Raw genomic sequence first — 23,665 nt, 5'->3', positions numbered from 1 at the left:
TATGGGCACCCCACCAAGCAACATCACTTCCTCTTCTCAACGCGTCGTCGTCGGCCTCAGCGGCGGCGTGGATTCGGCCGTCAGTGCCTGGCTGCTCAAGCAGCAGGGCTACGAGGTGATTGGCATTTTCATGAAGAACTGGGAAGACGATGACGACAGCGAATACTGCTCGTCGAACATCGACTTCGTGGACGCTGCCGCCGTGGCCGACGTGATTGGCATCGAGATCGAACACGTCAACTTTGCCGCCGAATACAAAGACCGCGTGTTCGCCGAGTTTCTGCGCGAATACCAGGCCGGCCGCACGCCCAACCCCGACGTGTTGTGCAACGCCGAGATCAAGTTCAAGGCATTCCTTGACCACGCCATGCGCTTGGGCGCCGAGAAGATTGCCACCGGCCACTACGCGCGTGTGCGCCACAACGCCGCCACCGGCAAACACGAGTTGCTGAAGGGCCTGGACCCGCTGAAGGACCAGAGCTACTTTCTACACCGGCTGAACCAGGCGCAGTTGTCCAAAACGCTGTTCCCGGTGGGCGAGTTGCCCAAGACCGAGGTGCGCCGCATCGCCGCCGAGATTGGCCTGCCCAACGCGAAGAAAAAAGACTCCACCGGCATCTGCTTCATTGGCGAGCGCCCGTTCCGCGATTTTCTGAACCGCTACATCGCCAAAGAGCCCGGCCCCATCAAAGACGCGCGTGGCCGCGTGCTGGGCAAACACCAGGGCCTGAGCTTTTACACGCTGGGCCAACGCCAGGGCTTGGGCATTGGCGGCGTGAAAGAAAAGGGTGCACAACGCGGCAGCGGTGAACACGAGCCGTGGTTCGTCGCCCGCAAAGACATAGAAAAGAACACGCTGTGGGTGGTGCAAGGGCACGACCACCCGTGGCTGCAGTCGCACAGCTTCACCGCCAACGACACCAGTTGGGTGGCGGGTGAGGCACCCGCACCCGGCGCCTATGCGGCCAAGAGCCGCTACCGCCAGGCCGATGCGGCTTGCACACTGGTCAGCACCGCCACTGGCGGCGTGCAGCTCGACTTTGCCGAAGCGCAATGGGCCGTGACGCCCGGCCAGTCAGCCGTGCTGTACGACGGCGATGTGTGCCTGGGTGGCGGAGTGATCGACACCGTGACCGAAGCACCAGCGGTTCAACCTCAAACCACGTTGGCCTGATCCAGCGTTTTACTGAGGCTGCAGCGCGGCCACCAAGTGGTCGATCAGCACCCGCACCTTGGGCGTGGTGTAGCGCGATGCCGAGAACAGCAGGTACATCGTGCCCTGGTAGTCGTTGTTGTAAACCCAATCGGGCAGCAGGCGCACCACCCGCCCGGCCGCCAACGCATCACGCGCCACAAACTCCGGCACGCAGCCCACGCCTAAGCCCGCTTCAATGGCCTCCAGCCGCATCTCGCTGTGGTTGACGGTGTAGCGGCCGACGACGGTCACTTCCACAGCATCATTCACGGCATCATCACCGCGCACAAAGCGCCAGCGGTTGTCGTGCTCTTGCTCGCCGAGTGAGATGCAACTGTGGGCGATCAAATCCTCCGGCGTTTGAATGCGCGTGTGCGCCGCCACGTAGGCGGGGCTGGCCAGCACCAGTTGGCGCACGGGCCTCAGGGTACGCGCCACCAGGCCCGGCGGCGGGTTGTCGGTGAGGCGCACCACCAGGTCAACGCCTTCGCGCAGCGGGTCGACCAGGCGGTCGACCACCAGCAGATGCACGTCTACATCGGGATAACGTTGCATGAAGTCCAGCAAGGGCTGGTGCAGCAGGTGGCGCGAAACGGCCTTGGGTGCGCTGATGCGTACCAGGCCCTTGGGCGTGTCCATGTGGCCTTCGGCCACGCGCATCGTGGCCTGTGCGGCGGCCACCATTTCGCGCCCGCGCTCCAGCACTTCCAGGCCGGCTTCGGTCAAACGTAGTTGCCGCGTGCTGCGCTGTAGCAGCGCCACACCCATGGCTTTTTCTAAACGCGCGACTTGCCGGCTGACCGCCGATGGCGTGAGCCCGTGCAGGCGTGCAGCGGCAGAAAAGCTACCGGCCTCGGCCACGCGCACAAACGCCACCAGTTCGTGCACCACCTCAAGGAAGTCATTTGTTCTCACTGCGCATAGATCCTGTTCTGCTGACTAGTCTAGTCAATGCCGCGCGTGAAACGAACAATTCGCACATCCCCATTTTTGCGAGAGAGCGGTATGTCGGCGAGCGCGGTTCACAGTTCTCAAAATCTTCCTCGCCCGTGGCTAGCCCCTGTTGAGTGGCTGCTGCTGTTGGTGGCGGTGATCTGGGGTGGCAGCTACAGCGCCGCCAAGGTGGCCACCGAGCAACTGCCAGTGCTGCAGTTCCTGGTGCTGCGCTTTGGGTTGACCTTTGTGTTGCTGCTGCCCGCGCTGCGCGGCTTGGCCACACCCTCTTGGAAAGCGGCGCTGGCAGGGGCCACGATGCTGGGCATCAACCTGTTGGCCATCTTTGTGTGCGAGACGTTTGGCGTGTCGCTCACCACGGCCTCCAACGCGGCCTTTTTGATCAGCCTTTGTGTGGCCTTTACGCCGTTGTGTGAATGGTGGCTGCTCAAGGTGCGCCCCAGCCGCACCACGCTGGCAGCGGCTGCGCTGTCGCTCGCAGGCGCGGGGCTGCTGGCGTTTCAACACGGTGGCACGGGGGCTCTGGCTTGGGGCGACGGCCTCATCGTGCTGGCCGCCTTCTTGCGCGGCACGATGGTCTGCCTGACGCGGCGCCACGGCCAGCGCCATGGCCTGCCCGCGCTCACGATGACGGCGGTGCAGATGGGTGTGATGACGCTGGGATCGGCGGCGTTGATGTGGGTCGTGCCCGGCACCACGTGGACGCCGTTGCCGCACACGGCGTCGTTCTGGTCGGCCATGGCTTTCCTGGTGTTGTTGTGCACGCTGTTTGCGTTCTTCGTGCAGAACTACGCGGCGTCGCGCACCAGCCCTTCGCGTGTGGCCTTGCTCATGGGCAGCGAGCCGCTGTGGGGCGCGCTGATCGCCGTGCTGTGGTTGGGCGATCGCATCACGCTGCAGGGCTGGGTTGGCGGGCTGCTGATCGTGGCCTCTGCTTGGTGGGTGACGCGGCCAAACGGCAAGGTTTGACAAAACTTGATGCCGGTGTTCAGTCCCGCTGTGTGGCGATGAAATCGACAAACGCGCGCAACGGCGCTGGCAAATGGCGGCGGCTGGAATAGTAAAGAAACGGCCCGGTAAACGGACGCCACCACGACTGCAGCACGGGCTCCAACGCGCCGCTGTCGAGGAAGGGCCGCAGCCAATCTTCAAACAACTGGATGACGCCGGTGCCGGCAATCGCGGCGTCTACCGCCAGGTCGGTGGCCGCGCCTATGCCCACCACCAGTTGGCCGCTGGGGTTCAACACCACCACTTCGCCATCGCGTTCAAACTCAAACGCCGGCATGGCGCCACTGCTGAAGCGGCCACGCAGGCACGCGTGTTCCAGCAATTCGCGTGGATGCTCGGGGCGGCCATGCAAATCCAAGTACGCGGGCGATGCGGCGGTCGCCATGCGCTGCGCGCGCGGGCCGATGGGCACGGCAATCATGTCTTGCTCCAGCCGCTCTTCGTAGCGAATGCCGGCATCGCAGCCCGCCGCGAGCACGTCGACAAAACTGTCTTCGGCCACGATGTCGAGGTGGATGTCCGGGTAGGCCGCCAGAAACGGCGGCACGATGCGCGGCAGCACCAGCCGCGCCGCGCTCACGGGCACGTTGAGCCGCAGGGTGCCCGCAGGCCGGTCGCGAAAGCCGTTGACCACGTCGAGTGCAGCCTCTACTTCGCCTAAGGCGGGCCCCAGCCGGTCGAGCAAACGCGCCCCGGCTTCGGTGGCCGTCACGCTGCGGGTGGTGCGGTGGAGTAGGCGCACACCCAGTTGCGTCTCCAAGCGGCGCACGGCTTCACTCAGACTGGAAGCGCTGCTGTCCGTGGCGCGCGCCGCCTCGCGAAAACCACCTGCGCGGGCCACGGCCAGAAACGCTGTGAGATCACCAAGATTGGATGTCATGCCGCTGAGTCGCCAAGATTGTTCGCCATTCCGTACAGCCTGTACCGATTGAGCCATCTTATCGCGCGAGTCGATGCGGCCTACATTGGAGTTACTTCTAAGGAAACAGCATGACCAACATCTCCAACCTTGCTAACCTTGCTAAAGCAGGCACCTTCACCCTCGGCAACCGCAGCGTCAAACGCATGGGCTACGGCGCCATGCAGCTCGCCGGGCCCGGTGTCTTCGGCCCACCCAAAGACCGCGCAGGCGCCGTGGCCGTTTTGCGTGCGGCCGTCGAGGCCGGCGTAGACCACATCGACACCAGCGACTTCTACGGCCCGCACATCACCAACCAGATCATCCGCGAGGCACTGCACCCGTACCGCGACGACCTGACCATCGTCACCAAAATCAGCGCACGGCGCGGCGAAGACGGTTCTTGGCTGCCCGCCATGTCGCGCCCCGAGCTGATCCAGGCGGTGCACGACAACCTGCGCAACCTGGGCTTAGATGTGCTGGACGTGGTCAACCTGCGCAGTATGCTCGACGTGCACGGCCCGGCCGAAGGCTCGCTTGAAGAGCCGCTCAGCGTGCTGGCCGAACTGCAGCAACAAGGCCTGGTACGCCACATCGGCCTGAGCAACGTCACGCCCACACAGGTGGCAGATGGCCTCCGCATCTGCCCGATTGTTTGCGTGCAGAACATGTACAACCTGGCGCATCGCGGCGACGACAAGTTGATCGACGACCTGGCCGCACACGGCACGGCCTACGTGCCGTTCTTCCCGCTCGGTGGCTTCTCGCCGCTGCAGTCCACCGCGCTGTCTGACGTGGCCGCTGCACTCAACGCCACGCCCATGCAAGTCGCGCTGGCCTGGTTGCTGCAACGTGCGCCGAACATTCTGCTGATTCCGGGCACGTCGTCGGTGGCGCACTTGCAGCAGAATTTGGCGGCGGTGGAATTGACGTTGCCTGGCGAGGCGGTGGCCACGCTGGACAAGATTGCGGGTTAAGAGGCCACAAGCCAAATCTGCCTCTAACGCTTTCTGTGGCTGCGTGAGCAGCTACAGAATGGATACCGTTCTACGCCCCAGCAAACACGTGCGCTTGCCCGCGCACACTGATGCGTACCGTGGCGCCCACGGCGGGCACTTCAATGCCGTGGCTGCGCACCAGCAGGGGTGCGGTGTCAACGTCGGCGCCCTTGAGGTGCACGGTCAGGCCGCAGATGGGGCCGCCGTAGTCCACGTCGGTCACGGTGCCGTAGCAAGAAGGGTCTGCATCAACCGCGCCGTGTGCTGCAGGCGCCACGTCTTCCCACTCCAACTGTTCAGGGCGCACCATGATGTTGGCTTCGCCCGAGCGCAGCTTGTCGTTCACCGGCACGCGGCCGAGCACGCATTCGGCCCAGCCCGCGTCCAACTGCGCGGGCAGCACCACGGCTTCGCCCAAAAAACCGGCGGTGGCCGCATCGATGGGGCGCAGGTACAGCTCGGAGGGCGGGCCGACTTGCGCCAGCAGGCCGCCGCGCATCACGGCCACCTGGTCGGCAAACGACAGGGCTTCGGCTTGGTCGTGCGTCACCAAGATGGAGGTGATGCCGGCCGAGGTCAGCAGTTGCGCCACGGCCTTGCGGGTGGCGGCACGCAGGCCGGTGTCGAGTGCGGAAAAAGGTTCATCCAGCAGCATGAGCTTGGGGCGCAGCGCCAGCGCGCGCGCCAGCGCCACACGTTGCTGCTGGCCACCCGAGAGTTCGTGTGGACGGCGCGTGAGCATGATCTTGTCCAGCGAAACCATGTCCATCAGTTCTTCGATGCGCTGTTGGCGACCGGGGTCGTTGCGCGCCAGGCCGAAGCCGATGTTGTCGGCCACGTTCAGGTGCGGAAACAGCGCGCCGTCTTGCGGCACAAAGCCAATGCCACGGCGGTGTGCGGGCACGGCGTCCGGGCCTTCCGCCAGGCGTTGGCCGCCCATGGAAACGCGGCCGGTATCGGGCACTTCAAAACCGGCAATCACACGCAGCAGCGTGGTTTTGCCCGAGCCCGATGGCCCGACGATGGCGGTGCGGCTGCCCGCCGGCACGTTGAGGCTGACGCCGCCCAGGGCGCGCATGGCGCCATACGTTTTGGTGACGGAGTTTATTTCTAGAAAGCTCATCATCGTCCAGCAGATTTCTTGGATTGGGCGTACAGCAGCCAGGTCATGGGCAGCGACAACGCCACCATCAAAAACGCATAGGGTGCAGCGCGCATGTAGTCGATTTCAGCGGTCAGCGACCAGAAGGCCGTGGCCAGGGTTTGCGTGCCGTTGGGGGCCAACAGCAGCGTAGCGGTGAGTTCGTTGGTGATGCCCAGGGCCACCATGGCAAAGCCTGCGGCGGCGCCCGGCGCGGCCAGCCGCATGGTCACGCCCCACAGGGCTTGCGCGGGCGTGCGGCCCAGACTGCGGGCGGCGTGTTCCAGTTCGACCGGCGCCTGCGCAATGCCGCCGCGCAGGCTGACCAACGCGCGCGGCAAGAACAACATCATGTAGGCCAGAAAAACTGTGAACACGGTTTGGTACAGGGGCATGGCCACACGCACGGTGATGGTGACCAGCGCCAGCGCCACCACCACACCGGGCAACGAGCCCACCATGTAGTTGCAGGCTTCGAGCACACGTTGCGTGCGGCCCGGCGCGCGGATCGACAGCCAGGCCATGGGCACGGCCGCCGCTACGGTCAACAACGCACCGCCGACCGCCAGCAACAAGGTCTGGCCCAGCGTAGGCAGGATTTCAGACCATTGCCAGACTTCGGAGCCACCGGCCATCAACCAGCGGCCCAGCGTGACCAGCGGTACACCCAGCGACAACATGGCCGTCACGACCGGCAGCAGCAAGCACGGCCACATCCAACCGCCCAACACGCTAGGCGTGGGCATGCGCGCAGATCCCGTGCCCACACGCGCATAACGCTCACGGCCACGGGTGCTGGCCTCCAGACCCAGCAGCACAAAGCAGCACAACACCAACACGCCAGACAGCATGTTGGCCGCCGGGCCGTTGAAGGTGGACTGGAATTGGTCGACGATGGCGGTGGTGAAGGTGTCAAACCGGATCATCACAAACAAGCCGTATTCGGCCAGCAAGTGCAGGCCTACCAGCAAGGCGCCGCCCCACATCGGCAGGCGCAACTGCGGCAACACGACGCGGCGGAACACCTCCCACGGCGTAAGGCCAAGGGACGCGGCAGTGTCTTCCACGGCCGGGTCGAGCCGGCGCAAGGCGGCTGCCAGCGGCAAATACATGAAGGGGTAATAGGCTACCACCGAGACCAGCACCGCCGCCCACAGGCCGTGCATGCTGGGGATCAGACTGACCCAGGCATAGCTGTGCACGAAGGCGGGCACGGCCAACGGCGCAGCCGCCAGCCACGACCACCAGCGTGCGCCCGGCAGGTCGCTGCGCTCGGTAAGCCAGGCCATGGCCAGCGCCAGCAACGTGCACAACGGGACGACGATGACCACCAGCCAACTGGTGTTGATCAGCAACTCGCCCACACGCGGGCGGAAGATCAAGGCCGAGGCGGTGGTCCAGCCGGTTTGAAAGCCCACCCAGAGAATGAAGCCGAGCGGCAACAGCGCCAGCACCGTGACGCCCACAGCCAGTGCGGCCGCCCATGAAAAAGCCAGCCGACGCGCGACGGGGCGAGCATGCTGCGCGTTGCCGGCACTGGCCGAAGCGATAGAGAAGGAAGGTTCAGGCGTGGCCTGCATCAACAAGCAACGTGGCGGACAGGGCCGCCACGTTTTCCATTTTGAGTTTTAGATTTTCAGAGTGCTTTAGAACGTGTGCTCAGAGCAGTCCGGCCTGCGTCATCAGGTCAGTCACCTTTTTGCTGTTGAGCTTGGAAGGCTCCACCTTTGGCGCATGCAAGTCGGCCAAGGGTACCAGTTTTGGGTTGGACGCCGCACCCGCGCCCACAGCGTATTCAAACGAATCGCCGGTGCGCAAAATGCTTTGGCCGCCCTTGCCAGTGATCCACTTCACAAATGCTTGGGCTTGTGTTTTGTTTTTGCTGGAGGCCAACACGCCGCCGCCGGAGATGCTGACAAACGCGCCCGGATCTTCGTTCTTGAAGTAGTGCAACTGCACGTTGTTGCTGTTCTCGGCGGTCTTGGCTTGGTCGCCAAAATAGTAGTAGTGGTAGATGATGCCGCCGTCAATTTGGCCCGTGTTCACGGCCTTCATCACCACGCTGTTGCCACGGAAAGGCGTGGCGTTTTGCTTCAGGCCCTTGAGCCAGGCAGCGGTGGCGGCTTCGCCCTTCAACTCCAGCAAGGCGCTGACGATGGCTTGGAAGTCGGCACCTGCGGGCGCTGCGCCCCAGCGGCCTTTCCAGCTCGCGTCGGCCAGGTCGAGCATGGACTTGGGCAACTGTTCGGGCTTGAGCTTGTCTTTGTTGTAGGCGAACACGGTGGTGCGTGCGGCAATGCCCACCCAGCGGCCATGCGCAGGACGGAAGTTGGCGGGCACTTGTTCCAGCGTGGCGGGGTCCAGCGGGGCGAACAGGCCAGCGCTTTCCACCAGGCCCATGGCGGGGGAGTTCTCCGTCAGGAACACGTCGGCTGGCGAGGCTGCACCCTCTTGCACGATCTGGTTGGCCAGTTCGGTGTCGCTGCCTTTGCGCACGGTGACCTTGATGCCGGTCTCTTTGGTAAAGCCCTCGGCCCAGGCCTTGGTCAGGCTTTCGTGTTGGGCGTTGTAGACCAGGATGCCGTTGTCGGCTTGGGCGGAGGCGGCGAATGGCGCCACGGTAGCGGCCACGGCCAGCGACAAGTGCTGGACCAGACGAGAGAGGGAAAATTTCATGCAGACACCTTCAATACAGAGTTTGCGCCGGTAGATGCGGATGGATGCCGGTAGGGGCAACACCGTCGCAAAAGGCAAATAAAAACTATTTGCATTGGGTATTTTAGACAGGGCCACGCAGACCGCGACGGCCAAAGGGTTGCCGCCGCACCACACGGCGGCGGCGATGGCGCATCGGCAACTGTCAAGAAGGCCGGGGCGACACGGCAGCGTTGGAGGCAACACCTTCCCCACCCGGGGACAAGCCGCTAAGCTTGCCCTGCCCAATCGGCCCGTCCATTCAGAGAACAGAGAAGGAGATCATGTGTCGAACCATCTTTCTGACAACGCTCTCTCCCCCGCCATCAACACAGCAGGTGCCGCATGAAGGGCCTGCTGCGGTTCATCAAGGCCACGGTCATCGGTGGCGTGTTGTTCATGGTGCCGATCATCATTTTGATCATGACGCTGGAAAAGGGCATGCTGATCGCCAGCAAGTTCGTGGCGCCATTGGCGGCGCATTTTCCCGACAAGCCGTTGCTGGGCATGACAGCGGCCACACTGGCCGCGGCGCTGGTACTGCTGATCCTGTCATTCCTTGCAGGCCTGGCCGCACAGACGGCCATTGGCCAAAAATTTGTGGTGTGGCTGGAGAAGGTATTTCTCTCCAAGCTGCCGGGCTACGTGATGTTTCGCGGCGTAGTGGGCGACATGTCGAACGGCATGGACACGCTGGCTGGCGAATCCAAGGTGCGTACGGTGTTTGTGAGCATTGAAGACGCGTGGCAGATCGGCTTTTTGATGGACACGCTGGCGTCAGGCGAGTTGGCGGTCTACGTGCCAGGCGCACCATCACCGATGTCAGGCTCGTTGTACTTCATGGGCCCCGACCGGGTGCGCGAATCCAGCCTGACCGTGTTTGAAGCGCAAGCCATGCTGCGCCGCATTGGCAAGGGCTCGTCGGAAGCGATCCAACAGGCGGGGCCTTAAAGCACTAAGGCGACCGGCCCTGCCGTCGTCACAAGGGGTCAACCGCCCTTGGCCACCTGCGTCTTGTCGGCACCACCGGAGCCGTTCACTGCGTTCTTCTGCACGGCGTCCCAGGTCTTCTGGTCCATGGCCAGGCGAAAGCCCAGGTGCGACATGCTGGTGTAGGGGTCGGTGCCACGCCGGGCACTAGGGCGGTAGCTCAGGCAGAAGTCTTCGTTGCACAGGAAAGAGCCGCCGCGTGTGACGCGCTTGGGCGCGTTGGCGGGTACATCGCCTTCATCTGGGTCGAAGCTGTCGGTTGGGCCTTTGGGGTCGACTTGCACACCACCGGCTTTGGCCACGCGCACAAATTGGTCTTTGCGGTAGTAGTCAGCCACCCACTGCCAGGCGTTGCCTGTCATATCAAACAAACCGTAGCCGTTGGCCGGGAAGGTGCCCGCCGCACTGGTGCCAATGGCGCCACCGGCTTTGGCACTGACGATGGGGAACTTGGCCATCTGCTGGCCTTGCCAGACGTTGGCCATCTGCTCTTTGCCGGGGGCGAACTCTTCACCCCAGATATAGGTGGCCTGCTCCATGCCGCCACGCGCCGCAAACTCCCATTCGGCTTCGGTAGGTAGACGCTTGCCGGCCCACTTGGCGTAGGCCTGCGCATCGGCGTAGCTCACCTGCACCACGGGGTGATCGTCACGCCCGTCGATGTTGCTGTCGGGCCCATTGGGGTGCTTCCAGCTCGCGCCGGGTTTGTAGGCCCACCAGCGGTAGAAGTCGCGGTAGTCGACCATCTCTTTGGTGCCGATGAAAACCATGGCGCCCGGCACCAACTGGCTTTGCGGCGGCTTGGGTGTGCCAGCCGGGAGTTGTACTTTGATGGTTTCCCAGTCGGGCGCAGCCTCGGCTGTGGTGACGTAGCCCGTGGCTTCCACAAAGCGGCGGAACTCGGCGTTGGTGACGTGGTGCACATCCATCCAGAAGCCCGTGACACGCGCCGGGTGGGTGGGCTTTTCGTTGACTTGGGCCAGCTTGCTGTCGCTGCCCATCAAGAACTCGCCGCCTGGAATCCAGGCCATGCCCTTTGGACCTTTGACGCCATCGCCGAGCAGCACCTTGGGCGCGACGGCCAGCTTGGGGCCGGGCGCAGGAGTTGAGCGGCTCGCCAGCCACTTCACACCGGCAAATCCGCCCAGCGCGGGCACCAGCAGAGCCGCGCCCCAGAGCAGATTGCGGCGCATATTGCTTGCAGGGGTGGGAACTCCGGTGGGCGCTGCCGACGGGGTTGAGGCCACAGCATCAGCCTTCTGCGCTGGCTTTTTAGCGTCTTCCGCGGGAGTTTTCGCATTCGCACGACGACGTTTCGATCCGCTCATGTCTATCCTTTGGAAAATCTCAAGGGCTTTGAACCATGTGCGTTGATTTCGACACCGGTTCGCCCTGTAGGTTCAATAACAATACATCAAGAATGGGCAAGCTGCCTTGGCGAATAGCCTGCTGGCTCCAGGGCCATCTGGCCATCAGAAACTGACCGCCAACCCGAGCGAGACACCTTGCACGTGCTCACCGCGCATGAAACGCAACACCGCACGCGCACGCGACACATAAACCTTGTGCGCGCTCAAATCCAGCTCCAGCCCATAGCCCAGCGACACCAGGTTGCCAGAGCCCAGGATCAGGTTCTTGTCGCCCAGATAGTCGGTATAGGCAATTTCATACACGTTGCGCACCGGGCGACCCAACGCCGTCATGCCAGTGGGTGTGCGGTAACGCCCCCAGATGCTCAGGCTTTCAGAGGTGGTTCGGCTGTCCATGCTCGCAAAATTCTCAGCATGGCTGCGTAGCCGCACGTTGGTGTAACGCACCTCCAGGTCTTTTTCTTCATCCAGACCGGCATGCTCATAGTCCAACATCAGCGCGCCGCCAAAGCCTGCGGCCTTGAGCGTGCCGCCGTCGAGAAAGTCCAACTCCGTGCCGAGCTTGCGGTTCACATACCACGTGCCAGCCGTCAGGTCGCTGAACACGCGCCCGATGGTGGCCATGGCAATCGGGCGCAACACCCATTCATCGGCAATCGGGAAGTCCCAGCCCACACCAGCGGTGGCCGTCACGCTGTTCCAGCGCACCGGCAAACGACGCTCGGCTGTGCCGTCTGCGGCGAGAAATTTGGGGTCGAAACGCACGTAAGCGGCATTGCCCTCCAGGTAAACCGGCACACTTTTACTGACGGTGAAACCACCACCAAATTGCGTCATGTTGATGCTGGCGTCATCGGTGGTGGCGTTTTTCACCGACAGGGAACTGGTGGTCACATCCGGGATGATGGTGTAGGCCATCAGCTTCAGGATGTTGTTGGCCTGGTCTTTGACAGTGCCGACCTTGATGGTCGGTTGCAGATTGCTCGGCAAGGTGACGGCCCCACCGGACCCACTCTGGGCACAGACATCACCCGCGCCAAGTGCCCCCAAGCCGGTCAAACTGCCAAGCACCAGCGACGCCATACGGCGACGCGGCCGCATGGCAGCACGCCACCCTGTGTTTGCCCTTGGTCTTTCCACGAGCCGTTTCATACCCATGCTCCCTCGTATGACGCCGCCGTGGACTTACTTGGCCGCGGGCCGTTCAACGTTCAGCACTGCCGCTTCGATGATGGTGGCGTGTACTTCGTCACCTACCTTCAGCGCCTTGATGTCCACATCTTGTGGGACATCCAGCGTGGCCGTCCGCGTGGCGCCGCGCAGCGTCACCGTGCGGGCCTTGGTGTTCAAGGCGGTGACCTTGGCCAGAACATCTACTGTGCGCGCACCGGCCCTGCCTGGCAGGGCACCGGCGGGGGCGTTCACCTGTTCGGTTTTTTCGGTCTTTTCGCGAATGCCGCCGGTACCCGAGACCTTCTCCAGCTTGGCCACCACGGCGGCGGCATAACGGAACACCAAGTCGTCACCCACGCGCACCTGCTCCAGTCCTTTGACGTCGGCCGGAATGTCCACCATCACAATGTTGCCCTTGGGACCGCGCAGCACGGCGACACGGTTCTTCAGGTCGAGTTCCACAATCTTCGCGCGTATTTCTATCTCACCAGCCTTCAGCCGGCCGTCTGCGGCCTTTCCTTCCACGGCAGTAGTGGTAACACCCTGCGCAAACCCTGCGGCTGGCAACAACATCGCACTCGCGCCCAGCAAGACACCTACGATCAATGCAGCTTTCATGTTGGTTTCCTGGTTCTGTAGTTTGGAATTTGGCCGGTTGAATGTGCGCCATCAAAAACGACACCACTGCAGCAACTCTGAAACGCGCAAGGCCCGCACAGGTTTGCATACAAACACTCAACAGGACCGGGGCAGCATAACGAAATCACCCGGGCTTGACCAGAACAAGGTCGGTATCAAAAAGAAGCTGTGTTGCAGGTAACCCCGCAAAACAAAACGGACCTGTTCGTTAGAACAGGTCCGTGCTTGACGCTCGCGAAAAACTAGGCTTTAGCTAGGCTCTAGAACGGAATGTCATCATCCATGTCATCAAAGCCGCTCGAAGCCTGTGGCGCTGGTGCCTGGCGCGGTGCGGGCGCTGCGGCACGTGGCGCTGGGGCCGGAGCGCGACGTGGTGGAGGGGCGCTGTCGTAGCCGCCACCGTCGTAGCTGTCGCCACCGCCTTGGCCACCACCGCCACCTTGGCGGCTGCCGAGCATGGTCATTTCATTGGCGACGATTTCGGTGATGGACTTTTCCATGCCGTCTTTGTCGTTGTATTTACGGCTGCGGATCGAGCCTTCAACGTACACCTGCGAACCCTTGCGCAGGTATTGCTCGACGATGCCGGCCAAGCCGCCACGAAACACCACGCGGTGCCATTCGGTGGCTTCACGGCGCTCGCCGGTTTGTTTGTCTTTCCAGGTTTCCGTGGTGGCAATGGTGACATTCGCCACCCGGTCGCCACTGGGGAAAGTGCGCACTTCGGGATCTCGGCCCAAATTGCCGATGAGAATGACCTTGTTGACGGATGCCATGTTCTATACCTGTAAATCGAATCTGGGAAAACGGTGCGCCAGCCCCTTTTGGGGTTCGGCGCCGAACCCTGCATTGTGCCGCATCGCCCGCAGGATCGATACCGATATAGTCCAACACCATGCACCATGAACCGGACTTTCTACAGAATTTACGCAGCGAACTGTCGAATGGGCGTCTCTGGGTCGAGCGGGCCGTGGTGTTGGCCTACGCCGTGGCCGCGGGCCTGCTGGTCGTAGGCTTTACGCTGCTCAGCGACTGGACTTTTGGGCATTTTCAAACGCTGTTTCAACGTTTTAGCTGGGCCGTGCTGCTGTGGACACCGGCCGTCACCGTAGCGGTGGTATGGGCCACGCGCAGCTTTTTCCCCGGCGCGGGTGGCTCCGGTATTCCGCAAGTGATTGCCGCGCTAGACCCGCAACTACCCATTTCCGAGCGCCGCCGTTTTGTATCGCTGCCGTTGTCGTTTGCCAAAATTGGGCTGGCTTCTTTCGGCTTGCTAGGCGGCTTGTCGATTGGCCGCGAGGGCCCGTCCGTTCAGGTAGCGGCGGGTGTCATGCAGCACGCCCAACGCTGGCTGCGGCCCAGTTCGGGCATCACCGCCCACGCCTTGCTGGTGGCGGGGGGCGCGGCGGGCATTGCGGCGGCCTTCAACGCGCCGCTGGCGGGCGTGGTGTTTGCCATTGAAGAACTGTCGCGCAAGCTGGAATCGCGCAGCAGCGGGCTGATCATCACGGCCATTGTGCTGGCCGGTTTGGTGGCGGTTTCCACCTTCGGCAACGTGACCTACTTTGGCGTCATCAAAGTACCGCACCTCGGCTGGGACGCCTTGCTGCCCGGCTTGGTGGTGGCGCTGGTGTGTGGTGGCCTAGGCGGGCTATTTGCACGGCTGATGACGGCCTCGCTCACGGGCCGCTCTCCCGACCGCATCAGCCGCTGGCGCAGCCGCCACCCTTACCGTTTTGCGGCGGCGGGTGGCTTGGTGATCGCCATCATTGGCTTGGTGACGGGCGGCGCCACCTTTGGCGCGGGTTCACACGCGGTGCACGGCATGCTGGAAGGCGAATTCAACGCCCCGGCCTTTTACGTCACGCTGAAACTGGTGGCCACTTGGTTGACCGCTTGGTGCGGCGTGCCGGGCGGCATTTTTGCGCCTTCGCTGTCCATTGGCGCGGGCATTGGGCACAACGTGGCGGCGGTGTTTGGCGGCGACATAACGCCCGCGCTGATCGCCATGGGCATGGCTGGCTTTCTGGCGGCAGTGACGCAGGCGCCGCTCACGTCTTTCATCATCGTCATGGAGATGGTGGACGGGCACGCCATGGTGCTGAGTTTGATGTCGGCCGCGATGCTGGCCAGCCTGGTGTCGCGCATGTTGTGCCGACCGTTGTACGAGACGCTGGCCGAGCACATGGTGAGATTGGTTACCGCACAACCGACGGATGCACCGAAGCCGCTGGCCGAACACCCCACATCAGCGCCAACCACAAACCGCTCAACAGCAGAGTAGCCCAGAACAAGCCTTGCGGCCCGGCCTGCTTGATCAACAAGCCGCCCAAGGCACCGCCCGCAAACAAACCCAGCGACTGGCAGGTGTTGAACACCCCCAGCGCCGCCCCGCGTGCCGTGACGGGCGCCAGGCGCGACACCAAGCTGGGCAAGCTGGCTTCCAAACAATTGAACGCACAAAAAAACAGGAGCAGCAGCCACACCAGTGGCGCCAGCGACAGGCTATTTTGATCCGAATAAGCCACCCACAAAAACCCTGCCTGTACCAGCGCCAGTAATGCCACGGCCCCACGCAGCGCGGTGCGCAATTGGCCGCGCCGCTCCATCGGGAACAGCAGCGCCCCCATCACGCCAAAAGACAACACCACGGCCGGCAGATACACCTGCCAGTGGTCGGCGCGCACCAGTCCGGCCTGCACCAGCCAAGCGGGCAACGCCACCCACATGGCCATTTGCACGGCGTGCAAGACGAACACACCGGCGTTCAGGCGCAGCAGTTGGGCATCGGCCAGCACATCGGCAAAACGCGCGCGGGTGGGGGCGGTGTGGACGTGGCGCGGCGGCTCGGCCGGTACCCACCAGCACACGGCGGCAATGCCGCCTAAGGCCAGCAGCGCCGTCACGTAAAACAACCCCGGCAAGCCCACGAGCGCGGTGAGCCAGGGCGCCAGCACCAGCGCCACGGCAAACATCAGGCCAATGCTCATGCCGATGAGCGCCATGCCTTTGGTGCGCACCTGGTCGCGTGTGAGGTCAGCCAGCAGCGCCGTCACGGCTGCGGATACCGCGCCCGCGCCCTGCAGCGCTCGGCCCAGCGCCAAGCCCTGCAGGCTGGTCGCCCAAGCGGCCACCAAACTGCCCAGCACAAACACCAGCAGGCCGATGACGATGACCCGTTTGCGGCCAAAACGGTCAGAAGCCATGCCAAACGGCAGTTGCAGCACCGCTTGCGTCAGCCCGTAAAGCCCCATGGCCAAGCCCACCAGAGCCGGGTTGTCGCCGCCGGGGTACTTTTGCGCTTCCAGCGCAAACACCGGCAACACCAAAAACAAACCCAACATGCGCAGTGCAAAGATAAACGCCAAGCCCTGGCTGGCGCGGCGCTCGGTGGGTGTCATCAGACTGGCAGTAGCTTGGGGAGAAGGGTTGGGTTTTGGCACGTCTGAACGCGAAACAAGGTGGGCTTAAGAACAACAAGCAACCCTGGATTCTCACCGATCATCCAGCCGCCACGCCGCACAACAGCTAGCGATTCACTATCATGGCGGGTTACCCTTTTTCAGGCCAGCTCTTGAACTCACTCCACGACGACACGGCACGCGACGACGGCATTTACCAACGCCTGGTTCAGCAGCAACGCATCAGCATCCGCGGTGCGCGCACGCACAACCTGAAGAACATCGACCTCGACATTCCGCGCAATCAGTTAGTGGTGATCACGGGCTTGAGCGGTTCGGGCAAGTCCAGCCTGGCGTTTGACACCTTGTACGCCGAAGGCCAACGCCGTTATGTGGAGAGTTTGTCCACCTACGCGCGGCAGTTTCTGCAGCTGATGGACAAGCCCGATGTGGACATGATCGAGGGCTTGAGCCCGGCCATCTCCATCGAGCAAAAGGCCACCAGCCACAACCCACGCTCCACCGTGGGCACGGTGACCGAAATCCACGACTACCTGCGCCTGCTGTTCGCCCGCGCCGGCACGCCCTACTGCCCCGACCACGACCTGCCGCTGCAAGCGCAAACGGTGAGCCAGATGGTCGACACCGTGCTGGCCCTGCCAGACGACACCCGGCTGATGGTGCTGGCCCCCATTGCGCGTGAACGCAAGGGCGAGTTTTTGGAAGTTTTTGCCGAGCTGCAAGCCCAGGGCTACGTGCGCTTTCGGGTCGACGGCCAAGCCTACGAGTTTGAAAACCTGCCCAAGCTGAAGAAAACCGAGAAGCACAACATCGATGTGGTGATCGACCGCCTGAAGGTGCGCGGCCCGGCCGACCCGCAGGCGCGCGACCAAGTGCGCCAGCGCCTGGCCGAAAGCTTCGAGACCGCGCTGCGCCTGGCCGAAGGCCGCGCCCTGGCGGTGGAGATGGACAGCGGCACCGAGCACATGTTCAACGCCAAGTTTTCGTGCCCGGTGTGCAGCTACTCGCTGGCTGAGCTGGAGCCGCGCCTGTTCTCGTTCAACTCGCCCGCGGGCGCCTGCCCGTCGTGTGACGGCCTGGGCCAGACCGAGGTGTTTGACACGACACGCGTGGTGGCGTTTCCCACGCTGAGCCTGGCCAGCGGCGCCATCAAGGGCTGGGATCGGCGCAATGGCTACTACTTTGCATTGCTCGAATCGCTGGCCAAGCACTACAAGTTCAACATCGATGCCGCGTTTGAAAGCCTGCCGGCCGAAGTGCAGCACGTCATTTTGTATGGCTCGGGCGAAGAAGAAATCAAGTTCAGCTACGTGCTCGACTCGGGCCCGTCTTCCGGCAAAAAGCTCACCAAGAAGCACGCGTTCGAAGGCATTCTGCCGAACCTGCAACGCCGCTACCGCGAGACCGATTCGGCCGTGGTGCGCGAGGAGTTGGCACGCTACCGCAACACCCAGCCCTGCCCCGACTGCATGGGCTCGCGCCTGCGCCGCGAAGCACGCTTTGTGAAGATTGGCACGGGCGACCAGATGCGCGCCATTTATGAAATCAGCCGTAGCACCTTGCGCGAGAGCCTGGCGTATTTCCACAGCTTGTCGCTGCAGGGCTCCAAGGCCGAGATCGCCGACAAAGTGGTGCGCGAAATCGGCTTGCGCCTGAAGTTCTTGAACGACGTGGGCCTCAACTATTTGAGCCTGGACCGCAGCGCCGAAACGCTGTCGGGCGGCGAGGCGCAGCGCATCCGCCTGGCCTCGCAAATCGGCTCGGGTTTGACGGGTGTGATGTACGTGCTCGACGAGCCCAGCATCGGCCTGCACCAGCGCGACAACGACCGCCTGATCGACACCCTCAAACACCTGCGCGACATTGGCAACAGCGTGCTGGTGGTGGAGCACGATGAAGACATGATGCGTGCCGCCGACCACATCATCGACATGGGCCTGGGCGCCGGCATCCACGGCGGCCGCGTGATTGCGCAAGGCAACTTTGACGAGGTGCGTGACACCCCCGAATCGCTGACCGGCAAGTACCTGGCGGGCACACTGCAAATTGCCGTGCCCAAGCGCCGCACACCCTGGCTGCCAATCGTCGGCCAAAGCAACCCGCCCCCCGCAAAAACAAAAGGCAAAAACAGTGGCGAAGGCGCACATGAAGCGCCCGAGTCGGGCCTGCAAACGCTGCGCATCGTGGGAGCTAGCGGGCACAATTTGAAGAAGGTCAGCGTCGACTTTCCCGTCGGCCTGTTCACCTGCGTGACCGGTGTTTCGGGCTCGGGTAAATCCACGCTGGTGAACGACACGCTCTACGCCGCCGCCGCACGCCAGATCTACCGCGCACACGACGAACCCGCGCCGCACGACGAGACCATCGGCATGGAGCACTTCGACAAGGTGATCAACGTCGACCAGTCACCGATTGGCCGCACGCCGCGCTCCAACCCTGCCACCTACACGGGCCTGTTCACGCCCATCCGCGAGCTGATGGCCGAAGTGCCCACCGCACGCGAACGTGGCTACGGCCCGGGGCGCTTCAGCTTCAACGTGGCCGGCGGCCGCTGCGAGGCCTGCCAGGGCGACGGCATGGTGAAGGTGGAGATGCACTTCTTGCCCGACGTCTACGTGCCCTGCGACGTGTGCAAAGGCCAACGCTACAACCGCGAAACACTGGAAGTGCTCTACAAGGGCAAAAACATCGCGCAGATTCTGGAGCTGACGGTCGAAGCCGCGCACGAGTTTTTAAAGGCCGTGCCCACCATCGCGCGCAAGCTGCAAACGCTTCTCGACGTGGGCCTGTCGTACATCAAGCTCGGTCAGTCGGCGACCACGCTGTCGGGCGGCGAAGCGCAGCGCGTGAAGCTGGCGCTGGAACTCAGCAAACGCGACACCGGCCGCACGCTCTACATCCTGGACGAGCCCACGACCGGCCTGCACTTTGCCGACGTGGATTTGCTCTTAAAAGTGCTGCACCAGTTGCGCGACGCGGGCAACACCATCGTCGTCATCGAGCACAACCTGGACGTGATCAAAACAGCCGATTGGCTGATCGACATGGGCCCCGAGGGCGGCTCGGGCGGCGGCATGGTGGTGGGGGCGGGTACGCCGGAGCAGTTGGCCGAAAATGAAGACAGTCACACGGGCCGGTATTTGAAGCGGTATCTGGGGGCGGCTTAAGGACTCACCCGCCAAAGGCGATGAGCATCAGGGGTTTGCCTCCACACGCCCCAGCCTGACCAGCCGCGACCTGATGCCACCCTTTGTTCGGCCGTGAGCAAGGGCCAGTTCGTCCATCGGCGTACCGGCATCAAATGCTGCGAGCAAGCGTTGCGCCTCTTCGTCCGTCCATGGTTTGCCCGCCTGCTTCAGGCTCGGGTCTTTTTCTTTTTCGGGCATTGCGGCGCTTGGGTGAGCCCCTAGCGCACGAGACGCGAGAAAAAGAGCCCGAATGACGGCTGACGACTGAACGACGTTGTCGCTGGGCAATAGCTCACCGGAGTCAGGGTCAATACCCTGGGCAAGCAAATCGAGTATGCGAGCGGCTTCTTGAGGTGACATAGGCAGCCCCGAAAAAGGCTTGAGCAATTAAAGGTCAGCTCAAAAAAATCTACGCAAAATATTCAGCCAACCCTGCGGCTGAAATTGCCGCACCACCTTGGCTGTGCGCCACAACATGAAGCCGCGCTTGGCCCAACGCCATGCCGTGCGTGGCCGCACCACGGCGACCAGCAAGCCTACAGCGGCCAGCGTCTGCGGGTTGGTTTTGACGAAGACGATGGCACGGGCGAGCAGGTCGTTGAAACGGTCAGTGACGTCAGAGGCGCGCTGCACCGGCGCCAATTGTTGGCGCAGCGTTTGCCGCTGCACGGCAATGCGCTCCAGCAGCAAGGTGCGCTCGATACGCAGTTCAACCAGGGTTTTTTTGCTCATTGGCTGCGCGGGTAGCCGCCTTGAGTTGACGCAGGTCTTCCTGCAGTTCTGCCAGGCTGGAGGCAAAGATGTGCGTGTCGCGCTGGCCGACCTTGCGCATGGCCAAAACAGCCACGATGGTGCCAATGAGAGACACCGCCAGCAGCCCGCCGAGTACGGCCACACGCTGATCCCAGAACAACACCAGCACCAGCACAACGGCAAGGCAGAGCGCAATGGCGACGCAGATGAGTGCGATGCCGAGCAATGCAAGCTGGTGCAACGCACGGTGCTTCTCGATCTGGATCTCATTGCCCAGCAACTGCAGCCGGGTGTGGCCGGAAGTGATCAGCGTGTCGAGCACACCCCGCAGGGCTGAAAAGGGGCCGCCTTTAAACATGCTGCGAAACATGCCACTGAAGTGAAACGGTTCCCTTGTGCATGGCGTCGTCAGCGTGGTGAGTTTTAACGACGGCCAATGATCAGCCCGACCAACAGACCGACCGCACCAGCCACGCCAATCGCCGTCCAGGGCGATTCGTGCACATAGGCGTCGGTGGCCTTGGCAGCAGCCTTGGTCTTGGCCAGCAGCACTTCTTCGGCATGCACCAGGCGTACTTTGGCGTCATGCAAACGGGCTTGCACGCGAGCGCGCAGCTTGACGACTTTTTCGCCAGCTTGGTCGGCGGTGTCGCTCAGCATTTGCTCGGCGTCAGAGATCACGGCCTTGATTTCGCTGACCAGTTGTTCTTGGGATTCGATGCCTGCTTGGTTACTCTTTGACATGGTGACGCCTTTCAAGTTTTAGGAGAAGAAACTGCGAATAAAGCGTAGCAGAAACACAGGTATGGTTTTCGCTTGCAAGGTCATTTCTAACATCTTGACACATTATTGGAAACAGTTACACACCAGTTGAACGCAGATTGAGCGCAATCAATGCAGCACTCGCAAAAATCTAGCAACCAACCATGGTGTTACGGTCCACAGCAAAACCAAGATAATCCGTCGCAAATGCAAATTGGGTCATCTTTTGGCTCATTTTCACGAATACGACCCCCACAACCATACTCCTTTCGAGAGATTTTCATGTCAGCCATCACCTTGCGTTTTCTGGCCGAACCCAATACCGTCAACTTTGGAGGCAAGGTGCATGGTGGCACCGTCATGAAGTGGATTGACGAAGCCGGTTACGCCTGCGCCACCAGTTGGGCCAAGCGTTACTGCATCACGGTCTATGTGGGCGGCATTCGCTTCTTCCACCCCATCATGATTGGCGACTTGGTCGAGGTGGAAGCGCGCCTGGCCTACACCGGCAACACCAGCATGAACATCTCGGTGGAGGTGCGCAGCGGCGACATGAAGGGCGGGAAGATGCAAACCACGACCGAATGCATGATCGTGTTTGTATCGGTGGATTCACACGGTCGGCCGATGCCGATCCAACCCTGGACACCCGAAACACCAGGCGACATCGCACTGGCACAGCGCGCCAAGGCGCAACTCGACGCCTCGCGCAGCAGCGGCGCCAGCGCCTAAGCGTCCAGATTCGGCCTTGCTTTAGCCGCGCGGCAGGTGGAACACCTGCACCGCGCGCTGCAACGTCACAGCGCTGCTGTTCAGCCCTGCGGCCGACGCGGCAGACTCCTCCACCAGCGCGGCGTTTTGCTGCGTCACGGTGTCAAGGTGGTTCACGGCTTCGTTCACCTGGGTGATGCCCACGGCCTGCTCTTTGGTTGCGGTGCTGATCTGCTGCACCAACTCACCCACGGCCTTCACCGACACCACCACTTCGTCGATGGTGGCGCCTGCGGCCTTCATCTGCGCCGTACCGCGCGTGACCTGTTGGACCGACTTGGAGATCAACCCGCGAATCTCTTTGGCAGCACTGCCGCTGCGTTGCGCCAGTGCACGCACTTCAGAGGCCACCACGGCAAAACCACGGCCCTGCTCCCCTGCACGCGCCGCTTCGACCGCCGCGTTCAGCGCCAGGATATTGGTCTGGAACGCAATGCTTTCGATCACACCAATGATGTCGCCCACCTTGGCAGACGAGTCCTGGATCGCGTCCATCGCCATGCCCACCTGGTGCACAGCCGCGCTGCCGCGTGCCGCCACTTCGGTGCTTTGCGCGCTTTGCTGCGACACCTGCGCTGCCGTGTCGGCCGTGGTGCGCACGGTGCTCGACAGCTCTTCCATCGACGCCGCCGTTTGCTCCAGGCTGCTGGCTTGGGATTCGGTGCGTGAAGACAAGTCCATACCACCCGCAGCCACCTCGGCAGCGGTTTGGTTGAAGCCGCTGATCTCGCTGCGTACATCGCCCACCACGGCGCGCAGGTTCACTTGAATTTGCCGCAGGCGCTGCATCAAGCCGCCCACAGGCTGCACAAAATCAACCGGCACGGTGCCCGCCAGATTGCAGGCCGCCAAATCTCCAGCCAAACGGCTGGCCTCATGCATGGCACGTGAAAACTGGCCATGGAACCAACCCAAAACCACGCCGCCGCCCACCAGCAAGACCAGTAGTTGCGCCGCAGCCAGCACCATGCCCGTCAAGCCCAGCGCCACCGGCACCATGGTCAACACGGCCACCAAGCACAGAGCCAACACCAGCCACTGTGTGAGCGACATGCGTGACAAGCGCCCCACCCAGCCGGCCACGCCATGTGGAATCACCTCGCCGGCTTGCAGGTGCAGCGAAGCTTTGCCGGATTCGCGCTCGCGGCGCATCTTTTGGTACAGCGCCTCGGCCGCATTCACTTGTGCATCGCTGGGCTTCACGCGCACCGACATGTAACCACGCGGCTTACCGTTGGCCATGATGGGTGTGACGTTGGCTTGCACCCAGTAGTGGTCGCCGTTTTTGCGGCGGTTTTTCACCAAGCCGGTCCACGGCTGGCCGTGGCCGATGGTGCTCCACATATCCTTGAACGCCTCGGCAGGCATGTCCGGGTGGCGGATGAGGTTGTGCGGCTGTCCAATCAGCTCGTCATAGGTGTAGCCGCTGACTTCTACAAAAGCGCTGTTGCAGTGGGTGATGTGGCCGCGGGTGTCGGTAGTGGACACCAACATTTGGTCTGCCGGGAAGTCATAAAACTGCCCGGTAACCGGCAAATTCGTTCGCATAGAGCCTGTAAACCTAGTTACATGTAGAAACTTTATTCTCTCGTATGCCCCGGTTTTACCTGTTCCGGTCATCGGCAAAGCCCCAATAAGGTGCGCGTTATTGATCTACATCAAGGTTTACCCAGGCGTTTGGCCACTGGTTCTTTTTCCAGGGAAGA

At 62.6% G+C, this 23,665-nt stretch carries 22 protein-coding genes; 7 read left to right on the top strand and 15 right to left on the bottom strand.

Annotation, left to right across the window (positions count from 1 at the left end; genetic code table 11):
* Position 1 precedes the first annotated feature (1 nt).
* Complete coding sequence (gene mnmA, locus ACPWMG_RS01935; protein WP_483302985.1) at positions 2–1,174, top strand: tRNA 2-thiouridine(34) synthase MnmA; 1,173 nt, start codon at positions 2–4, stop codon at positions 1,172–1,174.
* 9 nt (positions 1,175–1,183) lie between these two features.
* Here mnmA and ACPWMG_RS01930 read toward each other — a convergent pair whose 3' ends face one another.
* Positions 1,184–2,110 carry a LysR family transcriptional regulator gene (locus tag ACPWMG_RS01930; RefSeq protein ID WP_483302984.1) on the bottom strand — a complete coding sequence of 309 codons (927 nt, stop codon included), beginning with the start codon at positions 2,108–2,110 and terminating at the stop codon, positions 1,184–1,186.
* A 90-nt stretch (positions 2,111–2,200) separates the two neighbouring features.
* Here ACPWMG_RS01930 and ACPWMG_RS01925 point away from each other — a divergent pair, with 90 nt between their 5' ends.
* A complete protein-coding gene (locus ACPWMG_RS01925) occupies positions 2,201–3,118 on the top strand; it encodes a DMT family transporter (RefSeq protein ID WP_483302983.1) in 918 nt (305 codons plus the stop codon).
* A 19-nt stretch (positions 3,119–3,137) separates the two neighbouring features.
* On the opposite strand, the gene ACPWMG_RS01920 is transcribed toward ACPWMG_RS01925, so the two are convergent.
* Positions 3,138–4,040 carry a LysR family transcriptional regulator gene (locus ACPWMG_RS01920; RefSeq protein ID WP_483302982.1) on the bottom strand — a complete coding sequence of 301 codons (903 nt, stop codon included), beginning with the start codon at positions 4,038–4,040 and terminating at the stop codon, positions 3,138–3,140.
* Between the two features lie 110 nt (positions 4,041–4,150).
* On the opposite strand from ACPWMG_RS01920, the gene ACPWMG_RS01915 reads away from it, so the two are divergent.
* The gene (locus tag ACPWMG_RS01915) at positions 4,151–5,035 is read left to right on the top strand and encodes an aldo/keto reductase family oxidoreductase (protein WP_483302981.1); all 885 of its coding nucleotides are present in this window, start codon (positions 4,151–4,153) and stop codon (positions 5,033–5,035) included.
* 70 nt (positions 5,036–5,105) lie between these two features.
* Here ACPWMG_RS01915 and ACPWMG_RS01910 read toward each other — a convergent pair whose 3' ends face one another.
* The 3 genes from ACPWMG_RS01910 to ACPWMG_RS01900 form a co-directional block, all read right to left on the bottom strand.
* Positions 5,106–6,134, bottom strand: a complete 1,029-nt coding sequence (locus ACPWMG_RS01910; RefSeq protein ID WP_483302980.1) for an ABC transporter ATP-binding protein — start codon at positions 6,132–6,134, stop codon at positions 5,106–5,108.
* A gap of 44 nt (positions 6,135–6,178) precedes the next feature.
* The gene (locus tag ACPWMG_RS01905; RefSeq protein ID WP_483302978.1) at positions 6,179–7,777 is read right to left on the bottom strand and encodes an ABC transporter permease; all 1,599 of its coding nucleotides are present in this window, start codon (positions 7,775–7,777) and stop codon (positions 6,179–6,181) included.
* A 79-nt stretch (positions 7,778–7,856) separates the two neighbouring features.
* Positions 7,857–8,873 carry an iron ABC transporter substrate-binding protein gene (locus tag ACPWMG_RS01900; RefSeq protein WP_483302977.1) on the bottom strand — a complete coding sequence of 339 codons (1,017 nt, stop codon included), beginning with the start codon at positions 8,871–8,873 and terminating at the stop codon, positions 7,857–7,859.
* Between the two features lie 363 nt (positions 8,874–9,236).
* Between ACPWMG_RS01900 and ACPWMG_RS01895 the strand changes: the two genes are divergently transcribed.
* Positions 9,237–9,842 carry a DUF502 domain-containing protein gene (locus ACPWMG_RS01895; RefSeq protein WP_483302976.1) on the top strand — a complete coding sequence of 202 codons (606 nt, stop codon included), beginning with the start codon at positions 9,237–9,239 and terminating at the stop codon, positions 9,840–9,842.
* 38 nt (positions 9,843–9,880) lie between these two features.
* Here the strand turns inward: ACPWMG_RS01895 and ACPWMG_RS01890 are convergent, their stop codons facing one another.
* The 4 genes from ACPWMG_RS01890 to ssb form a co-directional block, all read right to left on the bottom strand.
* Positions 9,881–11,074 (bottom strand): formylglycine-generating enzyme family protein, encoded by a 1,194-nt coding sequence (locus ACPWMG_RS01890; protein ID WP_483302975.1) that lies wholly within the window; start codon positions 11,072–11,074, stop codon positions 9,881–9,883.
* 279 nt (positions 11,075–11,353) lie between these two features.
* Complete coding sequence (locus tag ACPWMG_RS01885) at positions 11,354–12,352, bottom strand: hypothetical protein (RefSeq protein WP_483302974.1); 999 nt, start codon at positions 12,350–12,352, stop codon at positions 11,354–11,356.
* 84 nt (positions 12,353–12,436) lie between these two features.
* Positions 12,437–13,042 (bottom strand): hypothetical protein, encoded by a 606-nt coding sequence (locus tag ACPWMG_RS01880; RefSeq protein ID WP_483302973.1) that lies wholly within the window; start codon positions 13,040–13,042, stop codon positions 12,437–12,439.
* A 281-nt stretch (positions 13,043–13,323) separates the two neighbouring features.
* On the bottom strand, positions 13,324–13,839 hold the full coding sequence (ssb, locus tag ACPWMG_RS01875) for a single-stranded DNA-binding protein (protein WP_483302972.1): 516 nt from the start codon (positions 13,837–13,839) through the stop codon (positions 13,324–13,326).
* 119 nt (positions 13,840–13,958) lie between these two features.
* Between ssb and ACPWMG_RS01870 the strand changes: the two genes are divergently transcribed.
* On the top strand, positions 13,959–15,347 hold the full coding sequence (locus ACPWMG_RS01870; protein WP_483302971.1) for a chloride channel protein: 1,389 nt from the start codon (positions 13,959–13,961) through the stop codon (positions 15,345–15,347).
* On the opposite strand, the gene ACPWMG_RS01865 is transcribed toward ACPWMG_RS01870, so the two are convergent.
* Positions 15,262–16,464 carry an MFS transporter gene (locus ACPWMG_RS01865; RefSeq protein ID WP_483302970.1) on the bottom strand — a complete coding sequence of 401 codons (1,203 nt, stop codon included), beginning with the start codon at positions 16,462–16,464 and terminating at the stop codon, positions 15,262–15,264. The genes ACPWMG_RS01870 and ACPWMG_RS01865 overlap by 86 nt on opposite strands.
* 143 nt (positions 16,465–16,607) lie before the next feature.
* Between ACPWMG_RS01865 and uvrA the strand changes: the two genes are divergently transcribed.
* Complete coding sequence (gene uvrA, locus ACPWMG_RS01860; RefSeq protein ID WP_483302969.1) at positions 16,608–19,652, top strand: excinuclease ABC subunit UvrA; 3,045 nt, start codon at positions 16,608–16,610, stop codon at positions 19,650–19,652.
* A gap of 27 nt (positions 19,653–19,679) precedes the next feature.
* On the opposite strand, the gene ACPWMG_RS01855 is transcribed toward uvrA, so the two are convergent.
* The 4 genes from ACPWMG_RS01855 to ACPWMG_RS01840 form a co-directional block, all read right to left on the bottom strand.
* Complete coding sequence (locus ACPWMG_RS01855) at positions 19,680–19,871, bottom strand: hypothetical protein (RefSeq protein WP_483302968.1); 192 nt, start codon at positions 19,869–19,871, stop codon at positions 19,680–19,682.
* Positions 19,872–20,072: 201 nt separating this feature from the next.
* Positions 20,073–20,405: a YqjK-like family protein gene (locus ACPWMG_RS01850; RefSeq protein WP_483302967.1), complete on the bottom strand. Its 333-nt coding sequence runs from the start codon at positions 20,403–20,405 to the stop codon at positions 20,073–20,075.
* Positions 20,383–20,796 (bottom strand): phage holin family protein, encoded by a 414-nt coding sequence (locus tag ACPWMG_RS01845; protein ID WP_483302966.1) that lies wholly within the window; start codon positions 20,794–20,796, stop codon positions 20,383–20,385. Before ACPWMG_RS01845 ends, ACPWMG_RS01850 begins: the two co-directional genes overlap by 23 nt.
* Before the next feature lie 53 nt (positions 20,797–20,849).
* Entirely contained in the window at positions 20,850–21,170 is a 321-nt protein-coding gene (locus tag ACPWMG_RS01840) for an ElaB/YgaM/YqjD family protein (protein ID WP_422834536.1), read from the bottom strand.
* A gap of 300 nt (positions 21,171–21,470) precedes the next feature.
* On the opposite strand from ACPWMG_RS01840, the gene ACPWMG_RS01835 reads away from it, so the two are divergent.
* On the top strand, positions 21,471–21,920 hold the full coding sequence (locus ACPWMG_RS01835) for an acyl-CoA thioesterase (RefSeq protein ID WP_483302965.1): 450 nt from the start codon (positions 21,471–21,473) through the stop codon (positions 21,918–21,920).
* A gap of 21 nt (positions 21,921–21,941) precedes the next feature.
* Here ACPWMG_RS01835 and ACPWMG_RS01830 read toward each other — a convergent pair whose 3' ends face one another.
* Positions 21,942–23,507, bottom strand: coding sequence for a methyl-accepting chemotaxis protein (locus ACPWMG_RS01830; RefSeq protein WP_483302964.1), 1,566 nt, complete (start codon positions 23,505–23,507; stop codon positions 21,942–21,944).
* Between the last annotated feature and the right edge of the window lie 158 nt (positions 23,508–23,665).

Source organism: Hydrophilobacter chitinilyticus (assembly GCF_049860745.1).
GTDB lineage: Bacteria > Pseudomonadota > Gammaproteobacteria > Burkholderiales > Burkholderiaceae_C > Rhodoferax_B.
This window is presented reverse-complemented; position numbering and strand designations above follow the sequence as displayed.

Excerpts from the sequence above, each read along its gene's own strand:
- mnmA (WP_483302985.1), top strand. The coding sequence starts at position 2 with ATGGGCACCCCACCAAGCAACATCACTTCCTCTTCTCAACGCGTCGTC.
- ACPWMG_RS01925 (WP_483302983.1), top strand. The coding sequence starts at position 2,201 with ATGTCGGCGAGCGCGGTTCACAGTTCTCAAAATCTTCCTCGCCCGTGG.
- ACPWMG_RS01920 (WP_483302982.1), bottom strand. The coding sequence starts at position 4,040 with ATGACATCCAATCTTGGTGATCTCACAGCGTTTCTGGCCGTGGCCCGC.
- ACPWMG_RS01915 (WP_483302981.1), top strand. The coding sequence starts at position 4,151 with ATGACCAACATCTCCAACCTTGCTAACCTTGCTAAAGCAGGCACCTTC.
- ACPWMG_RS01910 (WP_483302980.1), bottom strand. The coding sequence starts at position 6,134 with ATGCGCGCCCTGGGCGGCGTCAGCCTCAACGTGCCGGCGGGCAGCCGC.
- ACPWMG_RS01905 (WP_483302978.1), bottom strand. The coding sequence starts at position 7,777 with ATGCAGGCCACGCCTGAACCTTCCTTCTCTATCGCTTCGGCCAGTGCC.
- ACPWMG_RS01900 (WP_483302977.1), bottom strand. The coding sequence starts at position 8,873 with ATGAAATTTTCCCTCTCTCGTCTGGTCCAGCACTTGTCGCTGGCCGTG.
- ACPWMG_RS01895 (WP_483302976.1), top strand. The coding sequence starts at position 9,237 with ATGAAGGGCCTGCTGCGGTTCATCAAGGCCACGGTCATCGGTGGCGTG.
- ACPWMG_RS01890 (WP_483302975.1), bottom strand. The coding sequence starts at position 11,074 with ATGCGCCGCAATCTGCTCTGGGGCGCGGCTCTGCTGGTGCCCGCGCTG.
- ACPWMG_RS01885 (WP_483302974.1), bottom strand. The coding sequence starts at position 12,352 with ATGCGGCCGCGTCGCCGTATGGCGTCGCTGGTGCTTGGCAGTTTGACC.
- ACPWMG_RS01880 (WP_483302973.1), bottom strand. The coding sequence starts at position 13,042 with ATGAAAGCTGCATTGATCGTAGGTGTCTTGCTGGGCGCGAGTGCGATG.
- ssb (WP_483302972.1), bottom strand. The coding sequence starts at position 13,839 with ATGGCATCCGTCAACAAGGTCATTCTCATCGGCAATTTGGGCCGAGAT.
- ACPWMG_RS01870 (WP_483302971.1), top strand. The coding sequence starts at position 13,959 with ATGCACCATGAACCGGACTTTCTACAGAATTTACGCAGCGAACTGTCG.
- ACPWMG_RS01865 (WP_483302970.1), bottom strand. The coding sequence starts at position 16,464 with ATGACACCCACCGAGCGCCGCGCCAGCCAGGGCTTGGCGTTTATCTTT.
- uvrA (WP_483302969.1), top strand. The coding sequence starts at position 16,608 with ATGGCGGGTTACCCTTTTTCAGGCCAGCTCTTGAACTCACTCCACGAC.
- ACPWMG_RS01855 (WP_483302968.1), bottom strand. The coding sequence starts at position 19,871 with ATGCCCGAAAAAGAAAAAGACCCGAGCCTGAAGCAGGCGGGCAAACCA.
- ACPWMG_RS01850 (WP_483302967.1), bottom strand. The coding sequence starts at position 20,405 with ATGAGCAAAAAAACCCTGGTTGAACTGCGTATCGAGCGCACCTTGCTG.
- ACPWMG_RS01845 (WP_483302966.1), bottom strand. The coding sequence starts at position 20,796 with ATGTTTCGCAGCATGTTTAAAGGCGGCCCCTTTTCAGCCCTGCGGGGT.
- ACPWMG_RS01840 (WP_422834536.1), bottom strand. The coding sequence starts at position 21,170 with ATGTCAAAGAGTAACCAAGCAGGCATCGAATCCCAAGAACAACTGGTC.
- ACPWMG_RS01835 (WP_483302965.1), top strand. The coding sequence starts at position 21,471 with ATGTCAGCCATCACCTTGCGTTTTCTGGCCGAACCCAATACCGTCAAC.
- ACPWMG_RS01830 (WP_483302964.1), bottom strand. The coding sequence starts at position 23,507 with ATGCGAACGAATTTGCCGGTTACCGGGCAGTTTTATGACTTCCCGGCA.